The sequence below is a fragment of the Peribacillus frigoritolerans genome, assembly GCF_001636405.1.
GTDB classification, from domain to species: domain Bacteria; phylum Bacillota; class Bacilli; order Bacillales; family DSM-1321; genus Peribacillus; species Peribacillus frigoritolerans.
The window spans coordinates 4,906,316-4,925,148 of sequence record NZ_KV440950.1 but is presented as its reverse complement, the minus strand read 5'-3'; the positions used below and the strand labels follow the sequence as shown (position 1 = coordinate 4,925,148).

16 protein-coding genes are annotated in these 18,833 nt (G+C 43.1%); 7 read left to right on the top strand and 9 right to left on the bottom strand.

Annotated features, from left to right (window positions below):
• Positions 1 to 28: 28 nt before the first annotated feature.
• From fabL to A6755_RS23290, 5 genes are all read left to right on the top strand, one after another.
• Entirely contained in the window at positions 29 to 778 is a 750-nt protein-coding gene (gene fabL / locus A6755_RS23310; RefSeq protein WP_063592109.1) for an enoyl-[acyl-carrier-protein] reductase FabL, read from the top strand.
• A gap of 81 nt (positions 779 to 859) precedes the next feature.
• Complete coding sequence (locus A6755_RS23305) at positions 860 to 1,138, top strand: gamma-type small acid-soluble spore protein (protein WP_063592108.1); 279 nt, start codon at positions 860 to 862, stop codon at positions 1,136 to 1,138.
• Positions 1,139 to 1,298: 160 nt separating this feature from the next.
• Positions 1,299 to 1,553 carry a YgaB family protein gene (locus A6755_RS23300; RefSeq protein WP_048685443.1) on the top strand — a complete coding sequence of 85 codons (255 nt, stop codon included), beginning with the start codon at positions 1,299 to 1,301 and terminating at the stop codon, positions 1,551 to 1,553.
• Positions 1,554 to 1,786: 233 nt separating this feature from the next.
• Positions 1,787 to 2,317, top strand: a complete 531-nt coding sequence (ntdP, locus tag A6755_RS23295; RefSeq protein WP_048685440.1) for a nucleoside tri-diphosphate phosphatase — start codon at positions 1,787 to 1,789, stop codon at positions 2,315 to 2,317.
• Between the two features lie 241 nt (positions 2,318 to 2,558).
• Entirely contained in the window at positions 2,559 to 4,307 is a 1,749-nt protein-coding gene (locus tag A6755_RS23290) for an ABC transporter ATP-binding protein (RefSeq protein WP_034305364.1), read from the top strand.
• 79 nt (positions 4,308 to 4,386) lie between these two features.
• Here the strand turns inward: A6755_RS23290 and A6755_RS23285 are convergent, their stop codons facing one another.
• The 5 genes from A6755_RS23285 to A6755_RS23265 all read right to left on the bottom strand — a co-directional run bounded on the left by A6755_RS23285 (position 4,387) and on the right by A6755_RS23265 (position 8,805).
• The gene (locus tag A6755_RS23285) at positions 4,387 to 5,304 is read right to left on the bottom strand and encodes an EamA family transporter (protein ID WP_048678324.1); all 918 of its coding nucleotides are present in this window, start codon (positions 5,302 to 5,304) and stop codon (positions 4,387 to 4,389) included.
• Between the two features lie 292 nt (positions 5,305 to 5,596).
• Complete coding sequence (locus A6755_RS23280) at positions 5,597 to 5,944, bottom strand: hypothetical protein (RefSeq protein WP_063592107.1); 348 nt, start codon at positions 5,942 to 5,944, stop codon at positions 5,597 to 5,599.
• A gap of 13 nt (positions 5,945 to 5,957) precedes the next feature.
• Entirely contained in the window at positions 5,958 to 6,488 is a 531-nt protein-coding gene (locus A6755_RS23275; protein ID WP_063592106.1) for an NAD(P)H-dependent oxidoreductase, read from the bottom strand.
• An 18-nt stretch (positions 6,489 to 6,506) separates the two neighbouring features.
• A complete protein-coding gene (locus tag A6755_RS23270; protein WP_371748515.1) occupies positions 6,507 to 8,111 on the bottom strand; it encodes a DHA2 family efflux MFS transporter permease subunit in 1,605 nt (534 codons plus the stop codon).
• A gap of 55 nt (positions 8,112 to 8,166) precedes the next feature.
• Positions 8,167 to 8,805, bottom strand: a complete 639-nt coding sequence (locus A6755_RS23265; RefSeq protein WP_057278723.1) for a biotin/lipoyl-containing protein — start codon at positions 8,803 to 8,805, stop codon at positions 8,167 to 8,169.
• Between the two features lie 328 nt (positions 8,806 to 9,133).
• Here A6755_RS23265 and A6755_RS23260 point away from each other — a divergent pair, with 328 nt between their 5' ends.
• Positions 9,134 to 9,592 (top strand): MarR family winged helix-turn-helix transcriptional regulator, encoded by a 459-nt coding sequence (locus A6755_RS23260; protein ID WP_084738069.1) that lies wholly within the window; start codon positions 9,134 to 9,136, stop codon positions 9,590 to 9,592.
• Between the two features lie 58 nt (positions 9,593 to 9,650).
• Here the strand turns inward: A6755_RS23260 and A6755_RS23255 are convergent, their stop codons facing one another.
• The 4 genes from A6755_RS23255 to A6755_RS23240 all read right to left on the bottom strand — a co-directional run bounded on the left by A6755_RS23255 (position 9,651) and on the right by A6755_RS23240 (position 17,630).
• Entirely contained in the window at positions 9,651 to 10,742 is a 1,092-nt protein-coding gene (locus tag A6755_RS23255) for an FUSC family protein (RefSeq protein ID WP_034305350.1), read from the bottom strand.
• 331 nt (positions 10,743 to 11,073) lie between these two features.
• On the bottom strand, positions 11,074 to 15,546 hold the full coding sequence (locus A6755_RS23250) for a glutamate synthase-related protein (protein WP_063592105.1): 4,473 nt from the start codon (positions 15,544 to 15,546) through the stop codon (positions 11,074 to 11,076).
• A gap of 339 nt (positions 15,547 to 15,885) precedes the next feature.
• Positions 15,886 to 17,175, bottom strand: a complete 1,290-nt coding sequence (locus A6755_RS23245) for a glutamate-1-semialdehyde 2,1-aminomutase (RefSeq protein ID WP_063592104.1) — start codon at positions 17,173 to 17,175, stop codon at positions 15,886 to 15,888.
• Between the two features lie 128 nt (positions 17,176 to 17,303).
• On the bottom strand, positions 17,304 to 17,630 hold the full coding sequence (locus A6755_RS23240) for a hypothetical protein (RefSeq protein ID WP_063592103.1): 327 nt from the start codon (positions 17,628 to 17,630) through the stop codon (positions 17,304 to 17,306).
• Positions 17,631 to 17,781: 151 nt separating this feature from the next.
• Here A6755_RS23240 and A6755_RS23235 point away from each other — a divergent pair, with 151 nt between their 5' ends.
• Entirely contained in the window at positions 17,782 to 18,789 is a 1,008-nt protein-coding gene (locus A6755_RS23235; RefSeq protein WP_057278728.1) for an ABC transporter ATP-binding protein, read from the top strand.
• The last annotated feature ends 44 nt before the right edge of the window (positions 18,790 to 18,833 follow it).

Here is an 18,833-nt window from a genome sequence, read left to right as displayed (position 1 = left end):
TGTTTACTCAGAAAGGATGAATAAACGAATGGAACAAAAAGTGGCACTCGTTACAGGTAGCAGTAAAGGTTTAGGCAGAAGCACGGCAATAAGGCTTGCGGAGGAGGGTTACGACCTCGTTATTAATTATGCCCGGAGCAAGTCGAAAGCATTAGAAGTGGCAGCCGAAATTGAAGCGTTGGGGCGAAAAGCCCTTGTAGTCAAGGCAAATGTCGGTGATGTTGCGAAAGTGAAAAGCATGTTTGAGGAAATCGATGCTTATTACGGACGTTTGGATATTTTCATCAATAATGCGGCCTCTGGCGTCCAGCGTCCATTGATGGAGCTGGAGGAATCCCATTGGAACTGGACCATGGACATCAATACAAAAGCCCTCCTTTTCTGCGCACAGGAAGCGGCGAAACTAATGGAGAGGAACGGCGGGGGGAAAATCGTCAGCATCAGTTCACTAGGATCCATTCGCTATTTGAAAAATTATACAGCTGTTGGAGTTTCCAAAGCTGCGCTTGAAGCCCTGACAAGATATTTAGCGGTCGAATTGGCTGCTAAAAATATTTGTGTCAATGCCGTTTCAGGCGGTGTGATCGATACGGATGCCCTGAAGTCTTTCCCGAATCGGGATGAAATGCTTGCTGAGGCGGCAGAACAGACTCCCGCTGGACGGATGGTCGAGGTGGAAGATATGGTGAATACCATCATGTTTTTAATTTCCGATGGAGCCAGGATGATTCGTGGACAAACCGTAATAGTTGATGGAGGCATTTCATTGCTTGTTTAATGTAACTGGAAAAATTTAAATGATTTTTGTTGGATAGCCCTCCTGGATAATGGTTATCTTATTATCGTGGAGGTGATATCAATGGCTAAAAACAACATGAATAAATCACAAGCAGGTACTGACGTTCAACAAGTAAGACAACAAAACGCGCAATCTCAGCAAGGCCAAGGCCAATTCGGTACAGAATTTGCTTCTGAAACTAACGTTCAAGAAGTAAGACAACAAAACGCGCAATCTCAACAAAGAAAAGGCCAAGGTCAAGCACAAGGCCAATTCGGTACAGAGTTTGCTTCTGAAACTAACGTTCAAGAAGTGAAACAACAAAACCAAAGATCTCAAAGCAATAAAAACCAAGGCTAATTGCCGATGAAAAGCATCCTTCTTATGAAGGATGTTTTTTTTTGCCTTCCATTGGATTCGACAAATGTTTCGTTGTGTTTACATTTTATGTCAAAGGAGAAAGGTGATAAAAATAGAATATACATACTATAGAAAAAATACAGATTAGGAAGGTGCATTCATGGAGGAATTTAACCGGCTTATAAACAACCAGTTGAAAACGATGGATAAGCTTTTACTTTTACAATCCGAAATCGAAAGATGCCAAGATATAGAGAAGCAACTCCTTGCCCTTGAAGAGGAGAGTGAAGCGGTCACCATTCAGGAAGAGATTCAACTTAAAAAGCAGGAATTGAAAAGTATCCATGAAATGTTCGAAAAGCAAACGGAAGAAGTAATCCGTTATTTTCAGCAAGGACAGGCAGCCATACGATAAATAACCGGCTAATTTCTTAGATGAAATGGGTGGATGGTCAGACTTTTTCGACTTATTTACACATTTTCACTGGGAGATTAGCCACTTTTGTTTTAAATTTATGAATAAATCGCTATAATATAGGAATATAGGGTAAATGGAAAAAAGTATATATTTTAAATACACAAAACAACTGCAAACGGAATAGGGCACAGTACGCTGTCAGGGTGTCTATAGAAAGTAGGGAGAGATAAATGGGGATTGTTCCTGCCGAAGGAGGAAAAATCCAAATCCATAGCTATAAACATAATGGACATATCCATCGTATCTGGGAAGAGACAACCGTTTTAAAAGGGACCCAAAATCTGGTGATAGCAGCGAATGACCGTACTATGGTAACGGAATCAGATGGAAGGACCTGGATTACTAGAGAGCCGGCGATTTGCTATTTTCATTCAAAGTATTGGTTTAATGTTATTGGTATGTTGAGAGAGGACGGGGTTTATTATTATTGCAATATCAGTTCGCCGTTCACATACGATTCGGGAGCATTGAAATACATTGATTATGACCTGGACATTAAAGTATTCCCAGATATGACGTTTAATTTGCTGGATGAGGATGAATATGAAAGGCATCGGAAAGAAATGAATTACCCGGATGCCATCGATTCAATATTGAAACAGAACGTAGACTATTTGATTTATATGATACGCCAGCGAAAAGGACCATTCTCCGCAGAGTTTATTGATAGTTGGTATGAACGCTTTTTAACCTATCGATGATAGAAAAGGCCTGCTGCATAATTGGCAGGCTTTTTCATTGTGTATCTTACCTACACATCTGATTCACTCTTTCAATACGCAGGAACCATTTAACCTCCTACAAATGTTTATGAAAGTAATCCTTTTGATAGTTAATTACCGAAAAGGAAAATATAATTGAATAGTGCATATAAGATTCCAAAATGACCGTTATGGGCTTTTTTAGCATTTGGCTTTATTGATTAAGAAAAGGAGGGATTCCGTGGGGAGCATTAAGAGATATTTGCAATTCGTCAAACCATATAAATGGCAGATAATCGGAACGGTACTGATTGGACTGCTAAAGTTCGCGATTCCGCTTTTGCTTCCATTGCTCAGTAAGTATATAGTGGATGACATCATCGGAAACGGTGATCTGTCCAAAGCCGTGAAGTCCGAACGCCTTATATGGGCGATGGCCATCATGATATTCATTTTTGTTGCAGTTAGACCGCCGATTGAGTATTACAGACAATATTTCGCTCAATGGACCGGAACGAAAATCTTATATGATATTCGTAATGATTTATTTACCCATATACAGAAACTGAGTTTTAAATATTATTCCAATACAAGGGTGGGCGAGGTCATTTCAAGGATGATCACGGACGTGGAACAAACGAAGAACTTTGTCATCACGGGTTTAATGAACCTTTGGCTCGATATCGCAACGATCATCATAGTGATAGTCATCATGTTTACGATGGATGTGAAATTAACCATTGTATCCATCATCATGCTACCATTTTACGCATTTTCGATTAAGCATTTCTTTGGCAAGCTGAGAACGTATACAAGGATTCGGTCCCAAGCCTTAGCGGATGTACAGAGTCACCTTCATGAACGGGTTTCAGGGATGTCAGTCATCAAAAGCTTTGCGATAGAAGACAGGGAACAGGAATTGTTTGCGAAGCAGAACAAGAATTTCCTCGATAAAGCCCTAAAGCATACGAGCTGGAATGCCAAGTCATTTGCTGTCGTGAATACAATCACCGATATTGCCCCCTTGCTCGTGATAGGATTTGCCGGTTATCAGGTCATTCATGAACAATTGTCACTGGGTACCATGGTTGCTTTCGTCGGTTTCATTGACCGGCTATATAATCCCCTCAGACGTTTAGTTAACTCTTCGACGACAATGACCCAGACATTGGCGTCCATGGACAGGGTTTTTGAGTTTGTGGATGAGAAGTATGATATCGATGATGAACCAGGGGCGAAAGAGCTGAAGCATGTAGATGGCCGAATAACCTTTCAGGATGTATCGTTTGCTTATGACGAGAAAGAGGCACCCGTTTTGAAACATATAAACTTGGATGTTAAACCAGGGGAAACCATTGCACTTGTCGGTATGAGCGGTGGCGGGAAATCCTCGATCGTCAGTTTGATTTCCCGTTTCTATGATGTGACGGAGGGAAGGGTATTATTGGATGGGACGGATATCCGTAAATATCAAGTCCGCAGCCTAAGAGATAAAATAGGAATGGTTCTACAGGATAATATCTTATTTAGTGAATCGGTTAAGGCCAACATCCTTATGGGACGACCTGATGCAAGTGATGAAGAAGTATTTGAAGCGGCAAAGGCGGCGAATGCCCATGACTTCATCATGGGTCTAAAAGAAGGATATGAAACGAAAGTCGGGGAGCGGGGAGTTAAATTATCCGGGGGCCAAAAGCAACGGGTGGCCATTGCGAGGGTATTTTTGAAAAACCCGCCAATCCTTGTTCTCGACGAAGCCACCTCCGCATTGGATTTGGAAAGTGAACACTTTATCCAGGAGGCGCTGGATATTTTGGCGAAAAACCGGACCACGATCATCGTCGCCCATCGGTTATCAACCATCACCCATGCCGATCGGATCATTCATATCGATAATGGGGAAATTACGGAAATGGGAACACACGAAGAACTTATGAAAAAGCAAGGGAATTACTACAACCTATTTCAAGTGCAACAATTAGATTCTTAAGGATACAAGATAAAAAAGAAGACCATTCCGCTAAAGGAATGGCCTTCTTTTTTATTCTGATACGAACTTGTGCATCACGTTATGAAATCCTTTTTTCATGCAGCGTTTTTTTTCCAGGAAGGAAATGCGGCAGATGCTTTATTCCCTCAGGCAAGGCGATGCCGACTATGATCAAGCACATCCCGAACCATTGCAATGACGTAACCTGTTCATTCAAGAAGATGACGGAAACGACCATCGCTGAAGGCAGTTCCGCAGCACAAAGAATCGTTCCAAGCCCGACCCCCACTTTCGGTAAACTGACAGCAAAGAAAAAGAAAGGAACTAAAACACCCAATGTGCCGAGCAGCAGACCGTAGTACCATAGGTTCGTTTGGACAAGATTCGTTACAAGTGTGACGGGGTTAGTCGTGAATACAGCAGTCAGCATACCACCCGTTGCAATGAAAAACAGCCGTTTCATGGAAGATTCCCCAACAGCGAATTGAGAGTTGCAGTACATATACAGCGCAAAAAGCAATGCAGACAATAGTCCGAACAATACGCCTTTTAGGCTTAGGCCAGATAGAGGCTGACCAAAGATCGCCCCTGCCAATAATGTACCGATGAAAAGAACGAAAATGGCAATGAGTTTATTTTTATCCGGGCGTCTTTTATTTAAGAAGCTTTCAATAAGGACGCCTATCCAGGTAAATTGAAATAAAAAGACAACGGCAATCGAAGCGGGAAGCTCGGATACGGAAACGGCATATGCCTTTCCGACGAAAGTGGACATCATGCCCGTGATTAAAAGTAATCCGGCACTCTTCCATGAAACTTTATATTTAAACGAAAAGAGAAATATAACGGAGACAATCAGCCAACCGACAAGATATTGACTGCCGACCAGTTCTCCAGAAGAATGGCCATCCATGAATCCAAACTTCATCATGGTGGATAAAGTGCCATATGAAATCGAACCGATTAAGACCATTATGGAATACTTCAAAAGTTGCATATTTTTCACCCCTATAAAAATAAAAATCGCCACCTGCCAAAAAGGCAAGTGACGAACGAAAAAAGGAAATCCTTTTAAAATTCCGTCTCTCAACAAAAGCTGAGTTTAACAAATTGTATGCGTTGCATTACCTTAGCTTAAAGTCTTTGTGAATATTTGTCAACCAGAAAATAAAGTTAAAGACTGCACGTCGATCACTAAGTTGAAGGTGGCCGCAGAATAGGAGAAGATCCATTCAATGGCATATAAAACAAAACCCCCAAATGGCAAATTAGCCTAATGGGGGGGTGTTTTAATCGCCATTCTGTCGGAAGTCCTCCAATGTACCACGGTATTCCTTGTCTTTCATTTTGCGAATATCAGGCTTTTTTTCTGCAGTTGGCTCATCATTTGGTTTTTGTTTATGAAGCTTGGAAAGAGCCAAACGATAATCCTGATCTTTCATTTTCAATTCATCATTGTCTGTGGGGGAGATGATTTCGGTAATGGAATCATCTGCAGTCGGGAAAGCGGACTCTTCCGACGAATTCTCTTCCTCGACTGCAGGCGGCTTACCTTCAGGTGATAAGGCTTTGATATTGAATGTGATCAAGCCCGTAACCGCTAATATGGCAACGATGATAATTAGAATTATGCCCATTGAATCAAGCCTCCTAGAGCCCGTTTATGAATGAACGGGTGACATGGGCTACCCGTTTTCCTAATGCTTCTCCAAGCTTCAAGTCATTGTTGGTGATATTGTCATCCACACCGGGCGGACAGCTTATCCCTACTCCATAGTAGGAACCATATAAGGCATTTTCCGGGACAGTGCCGGGCAAGCCGACAATGATCATGCCTTGATGAAGCATAGGGGTGATTAAGTTCAGCATGGTAGCCTCGAGTCCGCCATGTACGGTGGCCGTGGTACAGAACACAGCACCCACTTTATTGATCAGCGCACCTTCCGCCCATAGATACCCAAGTTTATCGATCCATGTTTTCAAACTCGAACTGATGGTTCCGAAATGACCGGGACAGCCCCAAATGATAGCATCCATTTCCTGAAGCTTATAAACATCCGCCTCGTTTACATGGTCAATGAGAACCTCAGCCCCAGGAACCGCAGCGGCTCCTTGAGCTATTGATTCGGCAAGTGCTTTCGTATGGTTACCTTCACTGTCGTAAACAACATAGATCTTCATTTTAATTCCTCCATTTAATTAAACCGATTTTTTTACTGGCGAAGGAAGCAAAGGTACATCCAAAGGTTCTTGTTTAGCTTGTTTCATTGCTTTATCCTTCCGAACGTCGCGCAAAAATAGTGAGAGAACGATGCCGGCAATTGCGAAGCCTGTTGCCCAAAAGAATGCATCATTGATTCCCATCACATTTGCTTGACCCTGGATTTGAGAAGAAATCAGCGACATGGCAGTTTCCTGTGCCTGTTCACTAGTTTGATTCATCGAAGTCATGATGGATTGAACGATAGTCTGGAAATTCTGAACAAAACCGGGATCACTCGTACTCATTTCCGTTCCTAAAGCAGTTCCATGGAAAGAAGCACGGGTTGTATAAATGGTCGTCACGAAGCTCGTACCAATTGCTCCGGTCACTTGTTTCAGCGTATTGCTCATTGCCGTACCATGTGTATTCAAATGCTTGGGCAGCTGATTCATCCCAGCAGTCATGATCGGCATCATCAGTAAAGACATTCCAAGTGCGCGGATGGCATAGATGATGACCAAAGTCGAATAGGTAGTTTCCGTAGTCAATTTAGCGAATTCAAAGGTTGTGACGGCAGTGATCGCCAACCCAATTAGTGCTAATGGACGAGGTCCGATTTTGTCAAATAATGCTCCTGAAATGGGTGACATCACCATCATCACAAGGGCTCCGGGCAGCATCAACAGGCCTGATTGAACTGGCGTGAAGCCTCTTAAAGTCTGCAAATATATAGGCAATAAGAATATCCCGGTAAACATGGCCACTGTGACGATTGCAGAAATGATATTGGATAATACGAACATGTCATACTTAAATACACGGAAGTCGAGCATAGGTGTTTCCGATTTTAGCTGTTGAACCACAAAAAGCGTCAAAAGGATCAGCCCAATGATGATCGTTCCCAGAACGATTGGATCCGTCCAGCTTTTGGAACCTGCTTCACTGACACCGTATAGTAATGATGCAACACCTAGCAAGGATAGAGAGGCACCCAGCAAATCCAATTTGATTTTCCTTGGTTCCGCTACATTACGCATACTTAAAAATGCGAGTGTCATGACGATCATGCCTAATGGCACCATTGCGTAGAACATGACCCGCCAGCTATATTCCTGAATGACCCAACCTGATAAAGTCGGGCCGATTGCAGGGGCAAACATAATGGCAAGTCCAAAGATCCCCATCCCTTTCCCGCGCATTTCCGGAGGGAAGATGAAAAGAATGATCGTCATGACCAAAGGCTGCAGGATTCCGCCGCCAGCGGCCTGAATCAGCCGGCCTGTAAGGATGACGGGGAAATTTGGTGCGATGCCGCAGATGAATGTCCCGACGGTGAATAGAAACATGGCAGCCAGGAATAAAATGCGCGTGCCAAACCGTTCTATTAAAAAAGCGGAAAGTGGGATCAAGGCTCCATTCACGAGCATGAATCCAGTTGATAACCATTGAATCGTAGTCGCAGCTACATTGAATTCTGCCATCATCCTTGGCATGGCGACACTAAGCAGGGTTTGATTCAAAATGACCATGAACAAACCTAGCATTAGGATAATTAACATGGGGGCAAACTGTTTCATTCCCTTGTTTTCATTTACTGTGATGGTTTGAGAAGCCATGTAAAGAAAAGCCTCCTTTCTGTATAACTGTGTAGCCGGTTTATTTAGTCGAAATTTTCACTTCTGCGTTCATTCCAGGCAGAACTTTATCGGATGGTGCTTTGATGGAAATTTTCACTGGTACTTTTTGAGTGACTTTCGTATAGTTCCCGCTGCTGTTTTGATTGCCCATCACTGAAAAGACAGACGTTGTAGCATAACCGATCTGTTCCAATGTACCTTCGAAGACCGTATCGGGATCTCCATCGATGATAATATCGACGCTGTCACCTTTTTCGATATCCTTCAATTTATTTTCTTCAATATTAGCCGTTATGGACAAATCTTCCATATTGATGGTTTGAGCTAGCGTTTGACCTGCTTGAACAAGCTGCTCATCATGCACTTGTGTTTTAACGATCGTACCTTGTGCTGCGGTTTTTACCGCTTCTTTACCGTCTAAGGTGGTTACATTGGCAACTTTGTCATCCTTACTTACACTGTCTCCTTCGTGTAAGTCCCAATCTGCTAGTTTACCGGCAGCGGGGGCAACGATGGTATATAGCTCACCTGACACTTTCGCTTCATCCGTTTTAATGAAATTCGTGCTTTCATAATAGTAATAAGCCCCACCGGCCAATGCCGCTATTATAATAACCAAACCAATGACATTGATTAAAACTAAACGTCCTCTATTCACTTGTTTCGCCTCCAAAAATATATTGATGATGTGTTCCTTTTTTTTGATTTACGTTCATTAGCTAGAAATGAAATAACCTCCTATTCTAATGTTTATTTATTAATTTTAATAAATATTAATTTTTATAAGTATTAATATTATTAAGTAAAGAGTTTACCAGTTTAATTATTTTTTGTCATGTAATTTATTCGGAAAAATGGTGGGAAATAAATACAGTGAAATAGTAAAAATTTGAATTTTTTTTAGTTTTAAGGATATATGGAAAGTAAAGTTGACATTGGAATGCCATTTAATTAAATTTAAGAGGTAGGATTGTCCTATATAAGGAGTGAGAAGGCTGGAATTTAAATGGGAAGTAACTAATAGTATTGAGATGCAGATTTTTCGGATTAGGAAGAAGCTTAGGGCCATCGTAGCAAAAAATCTTCAGCCTTATGGATTAACATCGCCTCAGTTTTTCATTTTATTGATATTGAAAAAAGAGGGGTCGATTAAATCGACCCAGCTGGCTGACTTCTTAACCGTAAAGCCAAGTGCGATTACAGTATTTGTAGATAAGCTGGTCGAAATGGATTATGTGAAACGGCAGCCCTCTGATAAGGATCGCAGGGTCATCAACCTTGAATTGAAAGAGGCTGGGGAAGCGATTTTGGGGAGAGTCCTTGCGGATCATAACAAATCGATGGGCAAGAACTTCAATTCATTCTCGGAAGATGAGCTGCAGGATCTTTTGAAGAAATTGGATACGATTGAAAAGGCTGCTGATAAGAACCTTTTGGATGATTGAATGAGGGCATGCTCTAAATAGAGACGAAAAAAAAGACGGTTCCCGGGAACCGTCTTTTTTAATCTTCTTCGTACTGGACAGATATTTCGTTATCTTCCTTATGGAACGACTGGAAGCTGACGATCAGCTTTTCAAGGTGTTCCAATTGTTCGTCATATTCTATGACTGCAGAAATCAATGGTACAAGGCGGGCAGAGAGGTGGCCTAGGTTATCATGCATTTCGTCCACTTGATTCTGCTGTTCGAAAAAATGGGCGAGCAGCTCTTTACGACTTAAACAATCCTGGTCCCAATCTTCAATCTCCTCGATTGACTTGATTTTTTCGATATGCAGTAATATCAACTGCTCATGCTTGCGGATCAATGAATCAAGCTGCTGTAAGATGCTCCGTTGGAAATCTTCAGGCATTTGATATACTTCATTCTCGAATTTATGGATTCTCTTCAAGGTTTCAAACGCTTTTTTCGTCGTTATGATCATTTGCCGATAAACGACAAGCTTTCTTGCTTTAGCAACACTGTTCTTCTTGAAATATTCCCGTTCCTCTTTGTACATGGAATAGATATGTTCCAAATCGAGTAACTCCGCCTTCAACCGGCTGATGTCCTTTTTCAATAAAGTGTGTTCTGTAGCATGTCTTGTGCTGATTCTGATCCATTTCAAGATGTCTTCCGTTACATCTGTAATGCGTGTATAAAGCTTTGCTTCGTACTTTGGAGGAATGAAAACAAGATTCACGATAAACGAAGAAACGATTCCAAGCAAAACGGATGAGAGACGAATAAAGGCAAAATTAAGGAATTCCCCGTCCTGGCTTTCCATGATGGCAATGACCGTCACGATGGAAAGGACAATCGTTTTATCCATTTTCAGTTTTAAATTGATGGTTATGACAACCATTACGGCAAGACCGATTATAAAAATATCATTTCCGAACAACAAAACGAAGGAGACAGCAACCAATGCGCCAATGATATTTCCTTGAATTTGCTCCAATACCGTTTGATATGAACGGTAAATGGTCGGCTGTATTGCAAAAATTGCAGCAATCCCAGAAAGGACAGGAGCAGGAAGGTTAAGCAGTTCCGATAGGTAAAGCGCTAAAACAATTGCTATTCCTGTTTTGAGAATGCGGGCACCAAACTTCATATATGGGTTAATCCTTTCTTTGTGTTGTAATGGATCTGGCGAGAAAAGGCTCTATTAATATATAGGCCTTTGCTTAAAGTTGTATTCTAACTTATTTGTTAGTACTTTACACTAAAATAAGATGATGTAAACAAAAAGTAATATACAGGATTTTCCTAAGAGTTACAATAGTTAAAATCAAGTTTAATATATAAAGAAACGTTAGGCAATTTCTTGATTGCTTTCAGCATTGTTTTTCAATCGTTTGAAGACGAGCCCAGAGGTATATGACGGGAAAAGGCTGATGCTCGAATTGAAGAGCATCAGCCTTTTTTAATATATATTTTCGGCATCACTCCGTGGATACAGCAGGATCCGCCTGTTCTTTAACTGGAACGACCTGAAGGAAGTGCTCTCCAGGATCCTGAAGCAGTGTCTCTAAAGAGGCAGCTTCTTCGGTTTGGCCATGGTCTTTCAAGAGGGCCGTGTATTTGCCAAGGAGTTCAACCACATCCTGCAGGCCTTTTGCAGATAGGGACTCAATGGAAATCTTTGCCCCTTTCGCAACCCGTTTCTTAATGACCTCTTTGGTTAATCCAGATTCAGGCTGTTGCCGTAAATAAACGACACCGCCTGTCATCCCTGCGCAAATCCATGGACCGGGATCACCAAGAACTAAACCTCTTCCATTTGTCATGTATTCAAAAGCGAATCCCTTAATATTGGATGTTACCGCAATATTACCGTTTTCCTTTTTAGGAAGCGGTTGTTTCAATAATCCGCCAATGATCATATCCGCTCCGGAAAGCCGGATTCCCGCCCTGGCATCGGCATCTCCCTGGGCAATGAGGAGACCATGCTGTGCACCGTAACCAAAGCCCTTACCGACAGAGCCATTGTAAAACTTCCCATCTTTTCCTGGGGATTTAAAGATGGCAATGTTACCGCCAATCGATGTTTTGCCGATACCATCCTGGGCACCGCCATTCACGCTGATTGAAATTCCCTCCGTATTGTATGCCCCAAGTCCATTACCCGGAATGGAACCATCCTGGTAGGATAGGTGAACGGGAGGAAGTTTTTTGTATGATCCATCCAATCTGCCCCTAACGCGGTGACAGGAGACCCTGCTGCCGAGTACACGCTGCTCGGAAGTGATCGAGCTATAGCTGCGGGATTGCTGCAGTTCATCTACATGCGAATCAAGATATTCTGCGCCAACGGCTACCTGCATGGAGCCTTCATTCAAATATGCCGCCGCTTCCTTATGCGAGAACGGTGTTATATCCAGATTTTTTAATAAATAGGTTAAATCCAATGATTGTTGCCCTTTAACTTGCTGCAGCAAATCAGAACGCCCGACGATATCCTGAAGATTCTTCACCCCAAGTGATCCGGTCAAAGATTTGAGTTCTTTTGCAAATGCACTGAACATATTCGTTAACCCCTGTACGGCTAAATCAAATTTACGTGGAACAAAACGGCGCAGCCCGTGTTCTTTCGCCTGAGCTTCCGATTCAATTTGGGTGGCGATGCCCACATGGCAAGTATCAAGGTGACATCCGCGGCACGTTGTGCAGCCGACTGCAATCATCGAAAGGGTCCCAAAGCCTACACGATTTGCCCCAAGCAGCATTACCTTCAAAACATCCATCGAGCTTTTTAACCCACCGTCAGCCCAAATTTCAACGTTCTGCCGGATACCTGATTCAAGCAGTGCATTATGTGCCGCTTTCACACCTATCTCAACTGGCAGGCCGACATGTGAGAGTGCATGGATCCTGGCAGCACCCGTTCCGCCATCAAAACCGGAAAGCGTTATGATATCGGCCCCGGCTTTTGCGACGCCGACAGCAATCGTACCGATGTTTGGAACGACTGGTACTTTGACGGCAACTTTTGCCTTGTCATTTGCCGTTTTTAGCTCATGGATCATTTGGGCCAAATCTTCAATTGAGTATATATCATGGTTATTGGAAGGGGAGATCAAATCGGAACCGATTGTAGCATTTCGGGCTTCTGCGATTTTCGCTGTGACCTTGGAACCGGGAAGGTGACCGCCTTCACCGGGTTTTGCCCCTTGACCAATTTTAATTTCCAATAGATTTGAAGAGTTCAGGAGTTCTGCATTGACACCGAAACGTCCGGAAGCGATTTGCTGTCCGCGGGATTTCGGGTACTTGCCCAGCATATCCTTTATTTCCCCGCCTTCGCCATTCATACTGATCATGCCTAGCCTCTCGGCTGCTTCTGCATAGGCACGGAAAGCAATCTCATTTTGTGATCCAAAGGACATGGAGGCTATGACGAACGGCAATTCCTGTTCACCGACCGAAAGAGTGACTTCTTCAGAAGGGACGGAAGCATCTGAAGTTTTTAATGATGTCAAGTGGCGGATCGTCGTCGGATTGGATTCTTCCTGTTCAGTGATCTTTTCGCGATAAGCATCATAGTCCCCGGTTGAAGCAACTTCCCCAATAGATTTCCAAATTCTAGGGAATAGATGGAAAGTCTTGCCCATCCGTTCTTTTTCATTGCCGTAATCCTCTGCACGCTGGATGGCATCTGCCTTGATTTTATCAAAATTATAGTCCAGATCATTGGAACCGAAGAAATTAGCCACATTTAAATATTTCGCGATTTCCTCATGTAAACCGATGCTTGAGAAAAGTCTCCCATAGCCGCGCAGCTCATGAATGCCAATGGTGGAAATGACTTTCTCAAGCCCTTTCGTCAAGGAGTTATATAGATTGGTAACCCCCTTATGGTCATCTGAAGATAAGGAAAGGAACATATAATAAGGGCTGATTAAGTTGGCCCCTAGACCATAAGAAACGATGATATCATGCAGTGACCTTAGCGATGCTGAACGTAAAAGGATGGAACAATCACGACGCTTGCCTGTACGGACCAACGCTTGGTCTACGGCTGAAGTGACCAGGTGTGGATCAAGCCAAAGGTTGCCGTTTTGATGGGCAAGGGCATCATCCAGAACGAGCAGCGTTTTTCCTTCATCCACAGCATTGACACTTTCATCCGTAATCCTGGTCAGGGCATCCGTGATGTTTTCATCCTCTTTGAATGTGCTTGAGATGATGTGCATGAGTTTTTGATCTTGGTTATATTTAATGAACTGGTCGTAGCTTGGCTGCGATACGATGGATGAGCACTCATAACCCGTTGATCCTTCGATCAATAAGGGAGTCAGCAGCTCCGTCACCTTTCCTGCCTTATTAGCTTCGAATAGGGAAGGGCGCTTTCCGATGATCGTCCTTGTTGAGAAGTGCTCGGTTTCCCGGTCCCGGTCGATCGCCGGGTTGGTTACAACGGCCACGCTTTCCTTGATGAAATCAGCAATGTTGGTCCGTTGGGGATTAAGTGCTGCCAGCGGCGCATCATGACCAAGTGAACGAATGGGCTCAGCGCCTTTTTCGGCCATCTGTTCCACTAATTGGACATGCTCCCTTTCCCACCCAAAGGCCTTATACTGACCATTATGAATGGCTTGCGTGTTTGTCATGGAGACAACCTTTTCAAAAACCTGGGGCTGTAAGCGGACTCGGTCATTGGAAAGGACGAAACGATCATTGAATAGTTCAAACACTTTATTCTGGTAATCCTTGTATGTGTACAATTCAATTCGGTCGCCGTTCCATTTCAACCCGATTTTTTCCCCTGGACCCATCGGTTTCGGATCTCCGGTATATTCACTGGAAGGGATGATTCCTGGTTCGGAAGTGAACATATAGGATGATTCCGTTTCAATATTCCATAACGGGCGCAAGCCTAGAGAATCGACAGAGAATACGGCTTCATCGCCGAAACGGGAGATGATGCCTGCCGGACCTTGTGCAAAATGACCCCATGCTTCCCTTAAATACGTATATAAGTCTTGTAAGTGCTCGGGATATTCCTTGATTTCATTGATGATTGGCGGAAACATAAGATCGACAGCTTCGAATAAAGAGTAGCCATGACGGCAGATGAAAGTTTCGATCGTCTTGTTTAAATCCTGAGAGTCGCTTCCATCTTTAGCGATGGGAACTCCGATCATTTTCGCTTCATCACGCAATTTGGCGATGGTATTGATTTCGCCATTATGACCAAGCACGCTGAAAGGCTGGACCCGGAAGAAGCTTGATAGAGTATTGGTTGAAAAACGATTATGTCCCAGTGTCATGGTGGAGGCAGCCAAAGGATCGGCAAGATCAAGATAATAGGCAGGGAGCGTATCCCCCGCACCCATCACTTTGTATACCGCATGATGCTGGCTTAAAGAGGCGACATGGATGAAATCGCTTTTTTCGATGTCGGAAGTCAGCTCAAAAAGAACATTTGAAAGCTCCTGGTTGTTATTGATGGTTGAGGAACAGGCGAATTGCCAGAACATTGGGTCTTCTTGAATGGCAATCGGTCCCAATGCCTCGGAACGGTAGGTTTTATCCGTTTCGAATATCAATGAGAGACCATGTTGGAGCAGTTTCTCCTTAACTTCGACCTTTAAGTCGTTCGCTTCTGTTTTTTTGCTTAGAAATAAGTGGCCGACTATGAAGGTATCTTGATCGACGATGCCTGAATCGACATTTGCCGCTTCAAGTTTCTTTTTCCAAAGAGCCCGGGGAATATCGATATGGATGCCGGCGCCATCGCCCTCACCATTGATGAAGCCGCAGCGATGGTTCATTTTAACCAGGGCGTCGATACAGGCAAAGATGTTTTCGTTAGTAGGGATCTTCTTTTTTTCAATGCAGGAAACGATTCCGCAGGCATCATGTTCTTCCTTGTGAAATTCTTTGAATGTAGCAGGTGTCCATTGTTGGGCCATATTTGTGGCTTGAATAAGGTTACCCTTATTCTCTGCCTTTCACCTCCTGTAGCATGTGTTTAATGGGGGAAATATTAGTAAACCCGAACAATAGTCCAAGTTTTGATAGATTGAAAGAAAGTGTATAAATGTATATAAATGTATCCATATCATATCATTTAAATATTCAGAAATCAATTTTTTATACAATGGAATGGATGCTGTGATTGATGGGATTTTTATGAAGATTGGCTTCAAATGCTAATATTAAAGATTAATTACAGGGAAATAAGAAACCCTCAAGATAGATGTACATCCTGAGGGTGTATAAAAAATGCATAATTATGCTGATTCGATTTGTTATATTAGGTTTTTGAATGCATGTTCAACCGCTTTTAGAGTATAAGCGATATCATCATCCGTGTGAGCGATTGTCAAGAACCAGGCTTCGTATTTGGACGGTGCCAAATTGATTCCCTGATTGAGCATGAGTTTGAAGAACTTGGCGAACATTTCGCCATCCGTATTTTCCGCCTGCTCATAGTTTTCAATTTTTTCTGTCGTGAAATAAATCGTCAACGCCCCTTTAAGGCGGTTGATGGTGATCGGAACATTATATTGGCCAGCCGCTTTCAGGATACCTTCTTCAAGGATTTTCCCCAGGCGGTCAAGCTCTTCGTAAAGCCCCTCTTCTTTAAGTACTTCTAAGCAAGCTATCCCGGAAAGCATGGAGGCCGGATTTCCTGCCATCGTACCAGCTTGATAGGCTGGTCCCAGAGGTGCGACAGAATCCATGATCTCTTTTTTACCGCCATAGGCACCAATGGGAAGCCCGCCCCCGATGATTTTTCCAAGCGCGGTCAAATCAGGTTGAATTCCCAAGTAGTCCTGTGCCCCTCCATACATGAATCGGAATGCTGTGATGACCTCGTCGAAAATGACGAGTGATCCTGCTTCATGAGATAATGAAATGACTTCTTCCAGGAAGCCAGGACTTGGTTCCACGATTCCAAAGTTGCCGACGATCGGTTCTACCAACACGCCTGCAATTTCATTGCCCCATTTATCAAGTGCTTCTTTAAATGAACCGATATCATTGAAAGGTACCGTTATGACTTCTTGTGCAATGCTTTTTGGAACGCCTGCAGAGTCCGGTGTACCTAGAGTGGACGGGCCGGAACCTGCAGCGACGAGAACAAGGTCGGAGTGTCCATGGTAACAGCCTGCAAACTTGATGATCTTATCGCGCCCTGTGTAAGCGCGGGCAACACGGATGGTGGACATGACTGATTCGGTGCCTGAATTGGTGAAGCGGACTTTATCCATGGATGGTATGGCTTCTTTCAGCATTTTGGCAAATTTGACTTCATGTTTTGTCGGAGTGCCGTATAAAACGCCGGATTCCGCTGCTTTAACGATAGCCTCCGTTATATGTGGATGCGCATGCCCTGTGATGATCGGGCCATATGCAGCTAAATAATCGATATATTTATTGCCATCAACATCCCAGAAATAAGCCCCTTTGGCATGATCCATCGCAACTGGCGAACCGCCGCCTACAGCTTTGTAAGAACGGGATGGGCTGTTAACCCCGCCAACGATATGTTCCAATGCCTCTTTATGTAAAAGCTCCGAATTTCTAAAATCCAATCTTAAAACCTCCTATAAATATAAACATATTTCCCCTTAATCATAGCACTTTTCTCTCTGGAAATCTGGGGTGGAAGGCTAGGAAATGTGATTCGTACCCTGGTGGAAACGCAGCACCCCCAGAAGAATCAGGATTCCGGGCCAACATTTTTTTGGGGGGATCCCAAAACTCCTGTTATGAAAGTAAGGATGGCCAAGATGGTGTCAGGATTTTCGATGTCGAAGGATTGGCGGTTCACTTCGCCCTGGGCTTGGTAATAGATTAGCTGCCCGGTTCCTTTCTCTTCATTAATGCGAAGGTGGAAACTGATGGGTGTGCTTTCGATCGACCCGCTGGAATCCCTTTGGATGACCTGGCATAATAATTCACCGCACTCATCTTCATAAAGGAAGTCATATCGAAGGTCGAAAACGACCTTTTCAATTTGGGATAGTAATAATTTTTTGATATTCATAGCATACTCGTCTCCTTTATATATGTATCTGGTACAACGGCCATTTCCTCCCTGAAAATGGTATATGGCATCCAAGCATTTTTATTGTCTAAAAAGGTTGGTTTGGATAAACTAATTCATTAGGACAAGAGATTACGGAGGATGTAACAGGATGAGTGATGCAATTCAAGTGAAACAGCTTCGGAAGGAATTTAAGTCGGCATCAAGCCGTTCAGGGCTAAAGGGTGCCTTCCGGGATTTACTTACCAGAAATTATAAGGTCGTCCCTGCCGTCAATGATATCAATTTTACTGTAAAAAAGGGTGAGATGGTAGCTTATATCGGGGAAAATGGTGCAGGGAAATCGACCACGATCAAAATGCTGACAGGTATTTTGGAACCGACAGCAGGCGAAATCACGGTCAATGGCATGAATCCGCATAAAGAGAGGGAAAAGTTCACTCAGACTATCGGAGTCGTATTCGGTCAGCGCTCACAGCTTTGGTGGGATATTGCGGTTCAAGAATCGTTTAGGCTGCTGAAAAAAGTCTATAAGGTAACGGATGAACAATATAACGATCATATGGAACATGTCATCAAGACGCTTGATATCGGTCCTTTGCTGGACAAACCAGTGCGTAAACTCTCGCTTGGTCAGCGAATGCGCTGCGAGCTTGCGGCAGCCTTGATCCATAATCCGCCTTTGCTGTTCCTGGACGAGCCGACAATTGGACTTGATGTGCTCGTGAAAATGAAGATTCGTGAGTTCCTGAAAGAAATCAATGAGAAATATAATACGACAATCCTTTTGACCACCCATGATTTAGGGGACATTGAAGCATTATGTGAGCGTGTAATCATGCTTGATGAAGGGCAAATCATCTATGATGGGGAATTGCAGAGTTTAAAAGATAACTGGGCTGAGGAAAAACAGATCCATTTTCAATTCATCGAGCCGATCGCATTGAAGGAATTGCAATCATTAGCGCTCCCATTTACCGCTAACTGGGTTCATGATGAGAAAAATCAAACATACATTGCCTTGTTGAAAGAAGAAAGTGATCATATTTCACAGCTTGTTTCAGCTGTCGTATCTCATTTTAAAATAAAGGACATCAAAATTCATGAAACGTCCATTGAAGAAATTGTTCGCAACATTTACGAAGAAGGCACTGTCTGACTCTCTTATCATTAAGAAACAACGTGTCTATCAAGAAGGGGGAG

Coding starts and splice junctions, on each gene's coding strand:
- A6755_RS23280 (WP_063592107.1), bottom strand. CDS start 5,944: ATGGGCATAATTCTAATTATCATCGTTGCCATATTAGCGGTTACGGGC.
- fabL (WP_063592109.1), top strand. CDS start 29: ATGGAACAAAAAGTGGCACTCGTTACAGGTAGCAGTAAAGGTTTAGGC.
- A6755_RS23250 (WP_063592105.1), bottom strand. CDS start 15,546: ATGGCCCAACAATGGACACCTGCTACATTCAAAGAATTTCACAAGGAA.
- A6755_RS23235 (WP_057278728.1), top strand. CDS start 17,782: ATGAGTGATGCAATTCAAGTGAAACAGCTTCGGAAGGAATTTAAGTCG.
- A6755_RS23275 (WP_063592106.1), bottom strand. CDS start 6,488: ATGAAGATCTATGTTGTTTACGACAGTGAAGGTAACCATACGAAAGCA.
- A6755_RS23305 (WP_063592108.1), top strand. CDS start 860: ATGGCTAAAAACAACATGAATAAATCACAAGCAGGTACTGACGTTCAA.
- A6755_RS23240 (WP_063592103.1), bottom strand. CDS start 17,630: ATGAATATCAAAAAATTATTACTATCCCAAATTGAAAAGGTCGTTTTC.
- A6755_RS23300 (WP_048685443.1), top strand. CDS start 1,299: ATGGAGGAATTTAACCGGCTTATAAACAACCAGTTGAAAACGATGGAT.
- ntdP (WP_048685440.1), top strand. CDS start 1,787: ATGGGGATTGTTCCTGCCGAAGGAGGAAAAATCCAAATCCATAGCTAT.
- A6755_RS23255 (WP_034305350.1), bottom strand. CDS start 10,742: ATGAAGTTTGGTGCCCGCATTCTCAAAACAGGAATAGCAATTGTTTTA.
- A6755_RS23285 (WP_048678324.1), bottom strand. CDS start 5,304: ATGCAACTTTTGAAGTATTCCATAATGGTCTTAATCGGTTCGATTTCA.